Origin of the sequence: Microcystis sp. 49638_E5, assembly GCF_021300285.1 — a bacterium.
Taxonomy (GTDB): Bacteria; Cyanobacteriota; Cyanobacteriia; order Cyanobacteriales; family Microcystaceae; genus Microcystis; species Microcystis aeruginosa_C.
In genome coordinates this window covers 1-14,112 of sequence record NZ_JAJTDH010000023.1, presented here as the reverse complement: position 1 = coordinate 14,112, position 14,112 = coordinate 1, and the positions used below count along the sequence as shown (strand labels likewise).

At 46.7% G+C, this 14,112-nt stretch carries 13 protein-coding genes; 4 read left to right on the top strand and 9 right to left on the bottom strand.

The genetic code is table 11. The features are described 5' to 3' along the window. The first annotated feature begins 179 nt into the window (after nt 1-179). Both argJ and LW728_RS08640 read left to right on the top strand, forming a co-directional pair. A complete protein-coding gene (gene argJ, locus LW728_RS08645; RefSeq protein ID WP_002759624.1) occupies nt 180-1,421 on the top strand; it encodes a bifunctional ornithine acetyltransferase/N-acetylglutamate synthase in 1,242 nt (413 codons plus the stop codon). Nucleotides 1,422-1,749: 328 nt separating this feature from the next. After that, entirely contained in the window at nt 1,750-3,114 is a 1,365-nt protein-coding gene (locus tag LW728_RS08640) for a pentapeptide repeat-containing protein (RefSeq protein WP_287766280.1), read from the top strand. A gap of 277 nt (nt 3,115-3,391) precedes the next feature. On the opposite strand, the gene psbM is transcribed toward LW728_RS08640, so the two are convergent. Both psbM and LW728_RS08630 read right to left on the bottom strand, forming a co-directional pair. After that, nucleotides 3,392-3,499 carry a photosystem II reaction center protein PsbM gene (gene psbM, locus LW728_RS08635; RefSeq protein WP_002745897.1) on the bottom strand — a complete coding sequence of 36 codons (108 nt, stop codon included), beginning with the start codon at nt 3,497-3,499 and terminating at the stop codon, nt 3,392-3,394. 221 nt (nt 3,500-3,720) lie between these two features. Further along, nucleotides 3,721-4,839 carry a universal stress protein gene (locus LW728_RS08630; protein ID WP_287766277.1) on the bottom strand — a complete coding sequence of 373 codons (1,119 nt, stop codon included), beginning with the start codon at nt 4,837-4,839 and terminating at the stop codon, nt 3,721-3,723. Between the two features lie 547 nt (nt 4,840-5,386). Between LW728_RS08630 and LW728_RS08625 the strand changes: the two genes are divergently transcribed. Continuing rightward, entirely contained in the window at nt 5,387-5,560 is a 174-nt protein-coding gene (locus LW728_RS08625; RefSeq protein WP_002804198.1) for a hypothetical protein, read from the top strand. Between the two features lie 62 nt (nt 5,561-5,622). Here LW728_RS08625 and corA read toward each other — a convergent pair whose 3' ends face one another. From corA to LW728_RS08610, 3 genes are all read right to left on the bottom strand, one after another. Next, a complete protein-coding gene (gene corA, locus LW728_RS08620; RefSeq protein WP_287766275.1) occupies nt 5,623-6,783 on the bottom strand; it encodes a magnesium/cobalt transporter CorA in 1,161 nt (386 codons plus the stop codon). A gap of 91 nt (nt 6,784-6,874) precedes the next feature. After that, nucleotides 6,875-8,152, bottom strand: coding sequence for a recombinase family protein (locus tag LW728_RS08615; RefSeq protein ID WP_287766273.1), 1,278 nt, complete (start codon nt 8,150-8,152; stop codon nt 6,875-6,877). Between the two features lie 472 nt (nt 8,153-8,624). Beyond that, the gene (locus LW728_RS08610; RefSeq protein ID WP_002759475.1) at nt 8,625-8,918 is read right to left on the bottom strand and encodes a hypothetical protein; all 294 of its coding nucleotides are present in this window, start codon (nt 8,916-8,918) and stop codon (nt 8,625-8,627) included. A gap of 137 nt (nt 8,919-9,055) precedes the next feature. On the opposite strand from LW728_RS08610, the gene LW728_RS08605 reads away from it, so the two are divergent. Beyond that, nucleotides 9,056-9,343 carry a shikimate dehydrogenase gene (locus tag LW728_RS08605; protein ID WP_287766270.1) on the top strand — a complete coding sequence of 96 codons (288 nt, stop codon included), beginning with the start codon at nt 9,056-9,058 and terminating at the stop codon, nt 9,341-9,343. A gap of 140 nt (nt 9,344-9,483) precedes the next feature. Here LW728_RS08605 and LW728_RS08600 read toward each other — a convergent pair whose 3' ends face one another. The 4 genes from LW728_RS08600 to LW728_RS08585 all read right to left on the bottom strand — a co-directional run bounded on the left by LW728_RS08600 (nt 9,484) and on the right by LW728_RS08585 (nt 13,729). Then, entirely contained in the window at nt 9,484-10,011 is a 528-nt protein-coding gene (locus LW728_RS08600) for a choice-of-anchor R domain-containing protein (RefSeq protein WP_287766349.1), read from the bottom strand. Nucleotides 10,012-10,460: 449 nt separating this feature from the next. After that, nucleotides 10,461-12,086, bottom strand: a complete 1,626-nt coding sequence (gene groL / locus LW728_RS08595; protein WP_002755764.1) for a chaperonin GroEL — start codon at nt 12,084-12,086, stop codon at nt 10,461-10,463. A 46-nt stretch (nt 12,087-12,132) separates the two neighbouring features. After that, the gene (groES, locus tag LW728_RS08590) at nt 12,133-12,444 is read right to left on the bottom strand and encodes a co-chaperone GroES (protein ID WP_002759486.1); all 312 of its coding nucleotides are present in this window, start codon (nt 12,442-12,444) and stop codon (nt 12,133-12,135) included. 856 nt (nt 12,445-13,300) lie between these two features. Next, complete coding sequence (locus tag LW728_RS08585) at nt 13,301-13,729, bottom strand: CAAD domain-containing protein (RefSeq protein ID WP_002804204.1); 429 nt, start codon at nt 13,727-13,729, stop codon at nt 13,301-13,303. Nucleotides 13,730-14,112 lie beyond the last annotated feature (383 nt).

Sequence of the window (14,112 nt, the reverse complement as noted above, 5' to 3'; positions counted from 1 at the left end):
AACTATCGCCCCAAAATCCTGGTCAATTAATCGTATTTTAGGCTAATTTGCAGCCAGTAATTATCAGCCGTCGGCCTTTTTTCCCCACTTCCCAACCCGAAACGGTCAAACCCTTTGCTAATTTTTGGCTTTTTACTTGCTATAATCGAGTGTCGAATTTGAGTAGGAGACGGGAGAAAATGGCCGATTGGCAGGAAATAGAGGGGGGGATCACGGCCCCAAAAGGATTTAAATCCGCAGGGATGGCCGCGGGCCTAAAACCGTCCGGTTTGCCCGATTTAGCCCTAATTGTCTCGGAAACAGAAGCGATCGCCGCCGGAGTCTTTACCACCAGTCAAGTGCGGGCTGCTTGCGTCGATTATTGCCGTCAACGCCTACAAACTAAAGCCAGCGCCAGGGCGATTTTGTGTAATGCCGGCCAAGCAAACGCCGCCACGGGGGAAGCTGGATGGCAAGATGCTCTCGATAGTGCCGCCGCCTTGAGCCAAGTTTTAGGGATTCCCGCCGATGCAATTTTGCTGGCTTCTACAGGAGTGATCGGGCAACGGATTCGCATGGATGCGTTAACCGCCGCTTTACCGACCTTAGCGGGTTTATTGTCGGAAAATGGCGGCGAAAGCACGGCCCGGGCGATTATGACCACGGATCTAGTCCCCAAATCGATCGCCTTGCAAACCACTATCGATGGTCGTCCGGTCACAATTGGGGGAATTGCCAAGGGATCGGGGATGATTCACCCGAATATGGCGACGATGCTCTCCTTTATTACCTGTGATGCCGCAGTATCGACGGTTCTCTGGCAAAATATGTTAAGTCGGGCGGCTAATAAAAGTTTTAATCAGATTACGGTGGATGGGGACACCAGTACCAATGACAGTCTGATCGCCTTGGCTAATGGTCAATCGCGCACCACAGCGATCACAGAAATGGGCCGGGATGCCCAAAAGTTAGAGGCCATGTTAACGGAAGTTTGTCAATACTTGGCTAAAGCGATCGCCCGGGATGGGGAAGGAGCCACCTGTTTAATAGAAGTGCGGGTTTCGGGGGCGGCCGATGATCAGTCCGCTCGTCAGATTGCTCGCACCATTGCCGGTTCTTCCTTAGTAAAATCGGCGGTTTTCGGTCGGGATCCCAACTGGGGACGAATTGCGGCGGCCGCGGGCCGGGCCGGGGTTGTCTTCCATCAAGAAGACCTACAAATCAAGTTAGGCGACTTCGTGATGATGGAAAATGGTCAACCGCTGGCGTTCGATCGAGCTAGTGCCAGTAATTACCTGAAAGCGGCAGCAAGCGGGGCTTATTTACGAGAAGATACCGTTTTAATGTCTATCTGTATCGGTAACGGTTCGGGAACAGGTACGGCCTGGGGTTGCGATCTTAGTTACGATTACGTCAAAATTAACGCCGAGTACACCACTTAAAGCGATCGATTCTCTAAACAGGCTCTCTTGTCCTTGCTGGATTGTAGCCCAACAGCTTGATCAAAGGTTGACGTTAGGCTCTAGTCTATACTGGCAATCTCGATGAAATTAAATTAAAAATGGATTTTAGGTTCGATCCCCCCTGCCCCCCTTGATAAGGGGGGTGCCGATCCCCCCTTAGTCCCCCCTTTAATCCCCCCTTAATAAGGGGGGCATCTGACAACTTTTAACGCCTACCTACTTACTTCTTTTCAACCAACCTCGAAAACAGTTTTGTCAGTCCCTCAGTCCCTTGGCAAAATCCATCTATTGGTGGGGAAAACGCTGCATGGTTCCGAGAAAATCACCACGAATTCCTTTAGAATTGCACCAGATCAAGGCTCACCAGTTTTATCAAAAACGGCTGGCATCGGGTAAAGAAGGCAATGAGATAGATGACTGGCAGCAAGCGAAAGAATATTTTAGCCAACATCCCAGAGCGATTCTTGCTTGGAATCTAAAGATGCCCTATCGCGGGGGAAAAAGGCTAATTAAAAGATTGTTGCTATCGCTCCAGTCTCTTGTCAGAGTTGCTTGGAAACTGCTAATCTTTCCCTTCTGGCTATTTCAGCAAATACCGGGGCTTTTTGCCCGTGAAGACAAAGACAGCCGCACCTTTGCCATTGATGTGGTCAAAACGATTATTTCTGCCCTGGGATTAATTGCTACCCTTTCGGCAGGAATCGGACTTTTTGTCAATTATCTCAATTCTCAAGCGGAAATACAACTGATTCAGGAACGTCTCATCACTGAGCGCTTCTCGAAAGCTGTCGAGCAAATCGGTAGTGGTAAAGAGGAGGTGGTAATTGGCGGCATTTATTCCCTAGAGCGAATTGCCAAAGATTCTCCCAAGGATCAATGGACAATTATGGAAGTCCTGACTTCCTACATTCGTAAAAATTCCCCCATTCCCTCGAATATTCAACAACTGGAGCCAGAGGAAAGACAGAAGGCCCTAGAAAAACTCCCTTCCGTGAGTATTCCAGTTCAGGCCGCTTTAACGGTAATCGGGCGGCGTAAAGTTGAGAATGACCAAGCTGGGGATAATTTGGCTGAAACAACTTACTTTAATAAAACTAAAATTCTTGATTTAAGCCAGACAAATTTGAGGGAAGCCAACCTCATCCTAGCCAACCTCAACGGAGCCAACCTCAACGGAGCCAACCTCATCGGAGCCAACCTCATCGGAGCCTACCTCAACGGAGCCTTCCTCGTCCAAGCCAACCTCATCGGAGCCAACCTCAACAGAGCCATCCTCAACGGAGCCAACCTCATCGGAGCCAACCTCACCGGAGCCGAACTCTTCGGAGCCAACCTCAAGGAAGCCGGCCTCTTCGGAGCCGAACTCAACGGAGCCAACCTCATCGTAGCCAACCTCGACGGAGCCAACCTCGACGGAGCCGAACTCAACGGAGCCAACCTCGACGGAGCTAACCTCAACGGAGCCATCCTCAACGGAGCCGAGGGTCTTAATCCAAAACAAATTAAATCGGCCTGCTTTTGGGAAAAAGCAATATACACGGAATCCAAGTGGGATGAAGATAAACAATTATGGGTGGCTGCTGACCGGGAAGCCAATCAACGAGAAATCGAGAAACTCAAAAGGGACAAAAACTCAGATCCGCCAAATCCGATCGATTGTAATACTAAATAGGGTTTGCGGCAAAAAGTACGGGCGAAGCATTCGGATAGAAAATCTCCGGTTTCACCGATAGGTTATACTAAATCCGCTGAGTATAGGCTACATATCAGGAGAGGCACTTCTGCAAGGGGAGTGACTGTTAAATTATGACAGATGTATTGGCAGCTGCGTGTAAGCATCCCACCGAAAAACTAATGCGCGGGGGGTTTGGGGGCGGCGCCACGCCCCCAACGGGGGGTTTGGGGGGTAGAACCCCCCAAAAGCTTGGATTGAGAGATAAAAAAGGAATTTAACCCTCGGTTTCCTCTCTGGTTTGGATAAACAGAATCAAGAGGAAAACAGTGGGTACTAGGACGAATAGAATACTAGCGATAAAGCCGAGATTATTTACCTGCATGAGTTAACTCCCTTAAGTGACAACGGATTTGCATTAAAGATTAACTCCTAGAATATCATCCCAGAGGGCGTTGCTGATTTGAGAGGGGGACTGGGGAAGTGGCAGAAAGTCCCGAGGTTTCCTTCCCTACACCCTACACCCTACACCCCACACCCTACACCCTACACCCCACACCCCACACCCCACACCTTACACCCTACACCCTCTTTCAAGTCAGGTAGTCACCTTTTCACCCCCTTGCCTCGCGCGTCTTTAATTGGTACTTTTGGATCGGTGGCGATGATGTGAAGATCGATATTTTTCTGCCAGATCAGGCGCATGAGTTTTTGGGTGAAAGAACCTTTGATGAAATTCTTCCAGCGCGATTGAAGGCTCTCCCCGATCACAATCTGGGTGATCCGTTCCCGTTCGGCCACTTCGGCGATCGCTGCCGCCACCTGATAGCTTTTAACCCGTAAGAATTTCCCCTCGAATTCCCGACATAAACGTTCGCAGGTTTCGATATGTAAAGCCTCCTCTTTCGTGAGAAAGCGCTCGGGTTTATCGACGAAAATCACGAAAAATTCCGCGTTCATATACCCCGCTATCCGCGCTCCCCGACGTAATAATCGTAAAGAGTTGGGATAGGTGGAAATACAGACTAATACCCGTTCGTGAACGGGACAGGATTGACCGATAAATTTTGTGGAATTACTCGCTTCTTCTTCTACTGTATCGGCCACTTCGCGCAAGGCCAGTTCCCGGAGGGCGATTAAATTACGCCGTTGAAAGAAATTATTTAAAGATTGTTCGATCTTTTCGGGAGCGTAGATTTTTCCCGCTAATAATCTTTCTTCTAGGGTTTCGGCGGTAACATCTACCACAATCACTTCATCAGCTTCCTCCAAAATTCGATCGGGTATTCGCTCCCGCACCACCACCCCAGTGATTCGGGCAACCAGATCGTTTAAACTCTCAATATGCTGGATATTCACGGTCGAGTAAACATCGATTCCCTGAGATAAAATTATCTCCACGTCCTGAAAACGTTTCTCTCGCTCCGAACCTGGTGCATTCGTGTGGGCTAATTCATCGATCAGACACAGCTGCGGTGAGCGGGCGATAATCGCTTCTGTATCCATTTCCGAGAGAGTGACTCCCTCTTTCTCTAGGATTTTTCTCGGTACAATTTCCAACCCCTCGGCTTTTGCGGCGGTCTCTTTCCGGCCGTGGGTTTCCAGCAGTCCAATCACCACGTCAGTTCCCTGCTTTCTGAGGCTATGGCCCTCCTCCAGCATCTTGTAGGTTTTCCCGACCCCCGGGGCCATCCCGATAAAAATTTTATGTCTTCCCCGTCGCACAATTGTCTCCTTTTTGGCAACTTCCCCTTACAGATTAAGATAATTCGATCGTAGCCTGGCGGATTGAATATCATCAATGATTCGTTCATTTTTCCTCTGTTTGGTTCATTTAATCCAGAAAATTATTGAGACCATTGTTCAAAAAATTGCTGAAACTCCTCAAAATAATTAACGGTTAGTGCCAATTTCAGTAACTCGTCTAAAATCGATAATAAGGAAATTTTATCGACCGCTTGCTCAATTGACTTGGCGCGATTATGGGTAAATAAGCTTTTTTACCTAGTCATGGCGCTGACCCCTAGACGACTAGAAAGAAACTTCGCCGATATCATCTAACCCTGGGTGGAATTAAATATAAAATGAACGTAGGTTGGGTTGAAGCATGAAACCCAACGCCCGCATGGGTTACGCTACCGCTAACCCATCCTACAAATAATTGTGCCTACCTACTTATGGTCGGCCTATAATAGTAACTGTAGTCACCCCTATCCTTTAGGGATAATTCTTGGTTTAGGGTTGATGTCCTTCAGCGCAAGCGAGATCGGTTATGAAAATTAGCGAACTAGAAAACTACTTGGCTCAGGTTAAGTTAGAGATTGGTGACATCGATATCGTCTATCAATGTCACAACCAGCACTATAGTTGGTTGGACAAAATTAGAAGCCATCAACTGAAAGTGTTAAAAAATACCGCAGACACTAAATTATTAATTTCTCTGTGATAGCCATTTTCTCTTGCTAGATGCCGGCAAGGTAATCCAGTCTGTCTAATCTGCTTAACAGTTTATCTTTTCTTCACTGTCGATAGGTTCTTAAACCAGCCGCGTCGCCAAAAGAAAATGATTAAACTGAAAGCAACGGTTAGCATCAACACCCAGACGAATACATAGCCCCAATACCATTCTAATTCGGGCATATTATAAGGGGATTTATCAGTATTAAAGTTCATGCCATAAATACCGACAATGAAGGTGAGCGGGATAAAAATCGTCGAGATTACCGTTAAAGTTTTCATAATCTCGTTCATTTTATTACTCACGGAAGATAGGTAAAAATCCATTAAACCATTGGCAAATTCCCGGTAATTTTCGATAACATCGAGGATTTGTACCACATGGTCATAACAGTCTCTTAGATAGGGTTTAATGGTTGTATCGATGACAATATACTCATCGCGTAAAAGAGCATTGAGGGTGTCTCTTTGCGGCCAAATTGCTCGTCGCAGGGAGAGTAATTCCTGACGTATTTGGTAAATTTTTGATAAAGTCTGTTCCGTGGGACTAGCTAAAATTTCGTTTTCTAACTCCTCGATTCTTTCTCCGTAGGACTCTAAAACAGGAAAATAACCGTCAATAATGGCATCCCAAATCGAGTAGGCTAAATAACCCGATTTTTGCTGCCGGATGGAACCTTTATTTAAACGGATTCTTTCCCTAACTCCTTCCAAAGAATCGTATTGTCCTTCTTCCTGCACAGTTAAAATATAATTCTTCCCGACTACTAAACTGATTTGTTCTAACAAAAAACCCTGATGATCGATCAGGATGGCCATTGGCACTATAATTAAAAGATAATTCTCGCATTCTTCCACTTTTGGTCTTTGGGGAATACTGACTATATCCTCAAGAGTTAAGGGATGCAAATGAAAAATTTCCCCCAACTCTTGCAGTTTATCTTCATTACCCAAACCGACGATATCAACCCAAGAGATGGAATCATCGGATAAATATTTAAGACAGTCTTGAGGTAAAAGATTATTAACTATAGTGGCTTTTTGAGAATTATAATTAATTAAAAATATCTCGGTAGCAACGGCATTTTCATCGATGGTGATTAACCCCGGCATCGTCCCGGGTTGATTATAGTGATAATCATAAAGGTGGGGTTTTGTCTGGGAGGATTTTCGCCCTTTTTTATACCTAGTTAATCTTTTGTTATTGCTCATAGTTGAGATCGATCGCTGTTTGCCTTTTTCTTAGCATTGATCGCTCAAACATTCCTCAATTTTTAGCTAACTTTAAGATTGTCCAAGATTGTTAAAAAACGAATATTAAACGTAAATGCCAATTATTAGCCGTTTCCCTCTCGATTTCGATGCGACGGATAAACTCGCGAAAATAAAAACGGCGCTCGATTTCCGATAAATCTCGCCAAAATTGCGGAAAAGCAACGGCACGAGCGATAATAGTCAGGTTATCGGGGGGTAATTGGTCTAAACGTCCTTGAATCTGCGCGATCTCGTTTTTCAGTTTATAGGCCCGTAGATTAGCCGTTTCTTGATCTAAAATTCCCGCCGCTTCTAGGGAGGGCAATTGGGACAAAATATCGTTTTTTTGTCCTATTTCCTCGCTCATTCCCCGTTTGATCCCCTCTAAATCCGGTAAAGATATCTGAGCGATCGTCGGTGGTAGGTCTTGACAAATGCGCTCGATTGTGCTATTGAGAATTTTTTCATAAGCGATCGCCGAACATTTTTTTGTCCGGGGACATTGCAAAGGTCGCAAATAGAGGTATTCTAGGCCCTTTCCTCGCGCTGTCACTTTGGTAATCGTCATCCCCGATTGACATTGACTACAGACGACTAAACCCGCTAAGGAACGCGGGGCGCTGGCACTGCGGGGGGGTAATTTGCGATTATTTCTCAGGATGCGATCGATCTGGGCCGCTTCTTCCCGGGAGATAATCGGGGTGTGGGTATCGGGGATAATATCTTGACCGAGATAGCACAAATCACCGCGATAAACGGGATTAGTCAGCCATTTATGGGCAGTAGCTACCGATATCTTTTTACCGTAGCGTTTTTCTAGATAGCGCACCGTGGAACGCAGGGAAGCGGAAATCAAAAAGCGATCGAAAAAGTCTTTGACTACCGGCGCGGTACTGCGATCGAGTATATAACGCTCCTTGCCACGACGATAACCGTAGGGTGCTTTTCCGGGGGGAGGTAAAGCTTGCAGACGATTGTGAGCGTGACCTACTTTTAAACGATTACTTAGTTCGTTTTTTGATATTTCTTGCAGAATCTTGGCAAAATTCAGCTTATAATCTGGGTCTTCTAGGGCAATTATATCTATGTCGAGGGCTTCTAAGGATTGTAAAATTTTGCTAACTTCTGTGCCATTGTCTCCCAATTCTGCTAGGCGACGCAGGATCAGCAGTCGGGGGGGAGTCTCTTGACAATCGCGGAGCAGTTGCTGCCGTTGTGAGCGATTGCCAAAATCCTGATACACTTGTTCGGGAGAATGGTCCCAAATCGAGGCATCGGGGGGACTATCGAGCAGGGGATTGGTATAGGTGTAGGCGATAATTTTCATGTTTTGCCGAAATCCTGGTATAGATAAGCTGTACTGCCTTGAAACCGCGTCTTGAAAAGTTTAGTACAAATGCTCGAACTACCTCTCCCCGCTCCCAACTCCGGCACTCATAGACAGTCTTAACCAGTAATTTAGATAGGGTTTGCTGAAAAAGCTTTTCCTGGGGGCAGGGTGTGGGGTGTGGGGTGTGGGGTGTGGGGTTTTACCGATTTTGAGGTAGTCAATTACCTAATTTTCAGGGAAAAAGTACCTGAATTTTCCCCCCGATCCCCGCAACGGCTGGCACTTTTTGAGGAAAAAAAAGTCTAAAAGTCTTATCCAACAAGGTTTTTAGATTTATTCAGCAGACCCTAGATAGTCAACAGCTTACCTGCGGGCGAATGGAAAAGGAATTTCTGCCCATCTCCATAACCCCCGCCAGCTGGCGATCGTTCCGCTAGACTTGGCAATTTCTAGGCCGGGCGCGATTTGTCTAGGGAGAGGGTAAAGAGCGAAGGAAAACCGTGAGTATGGCGGTAATAATCGCGACGGTTACGGGGATAATCAGCGATTTCGCCCCTTTTAAATCGGATATATCCTTAACTAGCCCCGATTGTTCGTTTTCTAGCCTTTCTAACCGCTTATCCATTCCCTCGACTTTCTCGATTAATTTTGCCTGTCCTACCTCTAGTTTTGTCAGGCGATCATCGATTCGATCGATCTTTCCCTCGATCCGCGTCAGGATGGCTTCTAGGGAATAGGTGACGGTTTCTCCCGATTGACTCATAAACTAAATTCCTTGTTGCGGGGGATACTTCGCATTCTATCACTCCCGAAAGATGGCAGAATTACCAATCCAGAGGCAACGGCAACGATTATCAGCCTACAATATTACTAGGCGATCGAATATTCCCGGAAATTCAGATGAGTCAATCCCCCGTCACCGATTCCCTAGAAATTATCCTGACAAATATCACGGAAAAATTAGACTCTTTACAGAAAGATGTCACCGATCTAAAAGTAGATATGGCCGAGGTGAAAACCGAACTCAAGATTATTGATAGGCGATTGGAAAAAGTAGAGGGAACACAGAACGCTTTAATTAAGGATGTATCCGACCTTAAGGGAGCAAAATCGTTGATTATTCCCGTGGTAGTAGCAGTATTAACCAGTATTCTGACTCTGCTGGTGCGATCGATCCCGAATCCTTAAAAGTTTCCCCGTTTGTATAGTAAATTCGTAGGTCGGGTTGAGGCAACGAAACCCGACATAAATCCTCGGTGGTTGGGTTTCACTCTGTTCAACCTAACCTACAGCTATGAGAGTTGATTCATGAATCAACCTACGGCAACTTATCCCTCGTTCCGACGACCTTTAACCCCCAGTAAACCCAATCCGAACAGGGACAAGGCCGCGATCGCACCAGGTTCGGGAGTGCTGGCCACCGGACCGGTTATCTCGGTTGCGTTGATCTGGAAACTGTTAAAAACGGTACTGGGAGAGAAACTCGCTCCACTACTCAACCGGTATCCCGATGACGTGGCGATGCCCGTCGGGGTTGTGCTAGGACCAGAGGCGTTCCAGCTGAAACCTCCACTGGTGCTGGTAACGTATAACCAGTATTTAGTACCGGCGGCAAACGTGAGGGGGCCAGTGGGAGTGAAGGTGTAGTTAAAGACTCCCAGTCCTTGAGGGGTAGGATTGGTGAAAGTGGCGAGGACGGTACTGCCCGGATCGCTACCCCCGACATCATTGCGGATCTGGACGAGGGGAGTCTCTCCTGTAGCGTAGCCACCGAGTCGCAGGATGGCGTTGTCGAGGCTGTAATTGTTACCCGCGGGCAGGGTAAAGGCGAGCGCTTTTACGTTGCTGGTGCTAATGCCACTACTATCATCATCATTCGTTTCTGGGAGATTCCCGATCAGAACTGCCGCGCGGACAGGGTTTACCCCCCCCCGTTAGAACAAATGAACTACTAATTCCCGCTAACACCAAAGACATAGGTAAGGTTTTCATGATTTCTAAAAAAGTTCAGAAAGATTGCCTTAATTCTATAGCAGCCGTCTCTTCTGTACGACCATTGATTAGATTTTGTCATCATTTACCGTCTGGTATGATATTTAAATCTATAGGGTGTTGACAAAACGGCTAGAAAGTGGTAGGCAACATCGGGCAGTTTCTGGTCGTGCCAAGTGCGATTCCTTTAGGGAGAGGGTAATAGATCCTCGGTGGTTGGGTTTCACTCCGTATTAACCCGAAGTGATATTTTTTCATCAAAAAAAACTCGATCGCATTTAAGTGATCGAGTCAAGAAAAAACAGACTAATTATTAATAGTCGAAGTCACCACCGCCAGCGGGAGGAGCGGATTTTTCTTTTTCGGGTTTATCCACCACAATACACTCGGTAGTTAAAACCATACCGGCGATAGAAGCGGCATTTTGTAGGGCAGAACGAGTCACTTTAGCGGGGTCAACGATACCCGCCTCAAACATATCGGAGAACTCACCAGTAGCGGCATTATAACCGACATTAAAGGGCTTCTCTTTCACCCGTTCGGCAATAACTGCACCGTTTTGGCCGGCATTTTCAGCGATCCGTTTTAAGGGGGCAGCAATGGCGCGAGAAACGATTAAAGCACCGGTTAATTCTTCATGCTGGAGGGTTTCTTTAGCCCAGGTTTCCAATTGGGGAGCGAGGTGAGCTAAAGTAGTACCACCCCCGGGGACGATACCTTCTTCTACGGCTGCTTTAGTGGCGTTAATCGCGTCTTCTAGGCGCAATTTGCGGTCTTTCATTTCCGTTTCCGTAGCGGCACCGACTTTAATCACTGCCACACCGCCGGCTAATTTAGCCAGACGTTCTTGCAGTTTTTCTTTATCGTAGGAAGAATCGGTTTCCTCGATTTGACGGCGAATTTGCTCACAACGGGTTTTCACTGCCACGTCGTTGCCTTCGGCGACGATGGTGGTGGTATCTTTGTTCATAGTGATACGGCGGGCCGTACCTAAGCTGTCAATTTTAGTGGTTTCCAGTTTTAAACCCGCATCTTCGCTGATTACTTGACCACCAGTTAAAACGGCGATATCTTCTAACATCGCTTTTCTGCGATCGCCAAATCCGGGAGCTTTCACCGCAGTGACGTTAAGAACACCGCGCAGACGGTTAACCACTAGGGTTGCCAAAGCTTCTTTTTCGATGTCTTCGGCGATAATTACTAGGGGTTTGCCTTGACGGGCAACTTGTTCGAGAATGGGAACCAAATCCTGTACTAAACCGATTTTTTTGTCGGTAATCAGAATAGCGGGATCCTCAAAAACGCATTCCATGCGCTCGGTGTCGGTGACAAAGTAGGGAGAGATATAACCTTTGTCAAAACGCATCCCTTCGGTGATTTCTAGTTCGGTGGTCATCGATTTCCCTTCTTCTAGGGAAATTACGCCTTCTTTGCCGACTTTATCCATGGCCGAGGCGATCATTTGACCGACTTCATCATCGTTACCGGCAGAGATAGCACCCACTTGTGCGATCGCTTTGGAGTCTTCTACGGGTTTCGCGTGTTTGGCGATTTGACTGACGAGGAAATCGGCAGCTTTATCGATACCTTTTTTCAGAGAAATCGGGTTAGCACCGGCGGCGACGTTGCGTAAACCTTCTTTAACGATAGCGTGGGCGAGAACGGTGGCGGTAGTTGTACCATCACCCGCTACATCGTTGGTTTTTGAGGCGGCTTGGCGAATTAAAGCCACACCGGTGTTCTCGATATGGTCTTCCAGTTCGATTTCTTTAGCGATGGTGATGCCATCATTGACGATTTGGGGTGCGCCAAATTTCTTTTCGAGGACGACGTTACGACCTTTGGGGCCAAGGGTGACGGCTACCGCTTCGGCCAGAAGATCCATGCCTTTTTCTAGGGCGCGACGGGCATCTTCGTTGTAGATAATAGATTTAGCCATAATGTCTCGTTATTCGTGCAAAATAGGGGTTTTCAAGGGGAGATGATTAGGAAACGACGGCGAGAATGTCTTTTTCGGAGAGGAGAACGTATTCTTCGCCACCAAGTTTGATATCGGTTCCGGCATATTTGGAGTAGAGAACTTTGTCACCCACACCCACTTCCACAGGGGTGCGGCTACCGTCATCGTTGCGTTTGCCAGCCCCGGCGGCCACGACTTCCCCGATTTGGGGTTTTTCTTGCGCGGCATCGGGAAGGAAAATACCACCGGCGGTTTTTTCTTCGCTGGGGCTAACTTTAACGAAAACTCGATCGCCTAGGGGTTTAACAGTTGTTACGTTGATGCTGACTGCAGCCATGGAATATCCTCCGTTTGTCTTGTATTTGGGTAAGTGTCTTTTCCAGATTAGCACTCTTACCTTCCGAGTGCTAATTTACCGAAATACGAGGCCCCCTGACAACGGCTCGATCGGTACGGGTTCCCGAACTATGGTGTTAAGCTAGGGTTTGCGGCAAAAAGTTTGTTGGTGGGGTTAGGGACTTGCGTAGGAATAATATCCCAGCCAGAAAATCGCTCTGTAGAAGAACCAGACCAGCCAGATGGCGCATTATCAAAGCGCAAGTCCCTAACATCTCGAAGGCTCTCCCCCTACTTAGGGTGATCAGCAAACCTGATCGATCGGAGGGCGCAAGCATTGCGCCCCTACAGTAACGGATTTTGTCCACAATGTAGGGGCGAACTGCGTTCGCCCAAAAGGTACATTATCAAAGCGCAAGTCCCTTAGGAGTCAGTATTCTCCGAGTCAGGAGAATTAAGAATAAGCATTAATCAATTAAATGCTCTATTTAGGGATTTTAGGCAATTTTATGCCTATTTTTCTCATTTTTGCCCTCTCAAAAATTAATTAGGGTTTGCTGAATAAATGTGAAATGTAGGCAAGGTAGCGGTTTTGTGGCTTTTCTCGCGAAACAAGTGCAAGATTTTGAGAGAATCGTGCTTCAAAACCTTGCGTCTTCATCGGCCCGCGTCCTGTAGGGGCGAAGCATTCGGGCAATAACCTATCGGTGAAACCGGAGATTTTCTATCCGAATGCTTCGCCCGTACTTTTTGCCGCAAACCCTACTTATGCAAGAACTCTAGTGTAAGCTGTTGTGCAAAAACAAAGGAGTTGAGCGGAAACACTCAACTCCTTTGTTTTTTATGCTTGATTCTATCTATAAAGTGTTATTGTGACTGCCAAAAACTTGCGCTTTTAGTGCATCAATTTCGGCTAATAACTCGCGACGATTTTCATCCTTGAGCAGATAGCGCCAGACAAACCAACCAGTATAAACGATCCCAACTAATTGTAGGATAGGAGCAAGGAGGGGAATATCATCGATCGCATCTAAAACCGCAAGGGTAACTTTCACGGTGACAAAACTCGCTAAAATTGCCCCCAGAACGATTAAAGGTTTTTTGTATCCAGAGAAGAAACTACCGATATAATCGGGGACATTAGCCAGATAGGACATCACCGAATCCCAAACGGGTTCTACATATTCAGACCAAATCTGTTCGGTGCTGCTGCTGGGTTTGCTCAGAGAGCCGGGTAAATCTGTTCTAATCGGATTTTTGGTCTCGGTCGGTTGCATTGATTCCATATTAACTGATCCTCATCATAAAGGTTAGACAGTGCGCGAATACGACCAACGGGGGTCAATTTTAACAGACTGAATAGACTAACTCGCTGTTGCCCATATTATCGGACAATTTCGATAGTAGGCGGAAAGTTTCTCAACAACTATTAAGAATCAAGGATTTAGCTTCTCAATTTTATCGTCAGTCTGACCGCAATTCTCTATTCTAACAGCAGGTAGCGATCGGGGTTGAGGAATCAGGGGGGGGTCAGTTATCAGTGAACAGTAATCAGTTAAGTAGGTAGGCGAAAAAACTTATAAAATAGCAGAGAACCCTTTATGGAGGAGGAATAAAACCTTGCCAGCCCCTCTAAAAATTGATTTAAGTGAAGAAGAAGACAAAAACC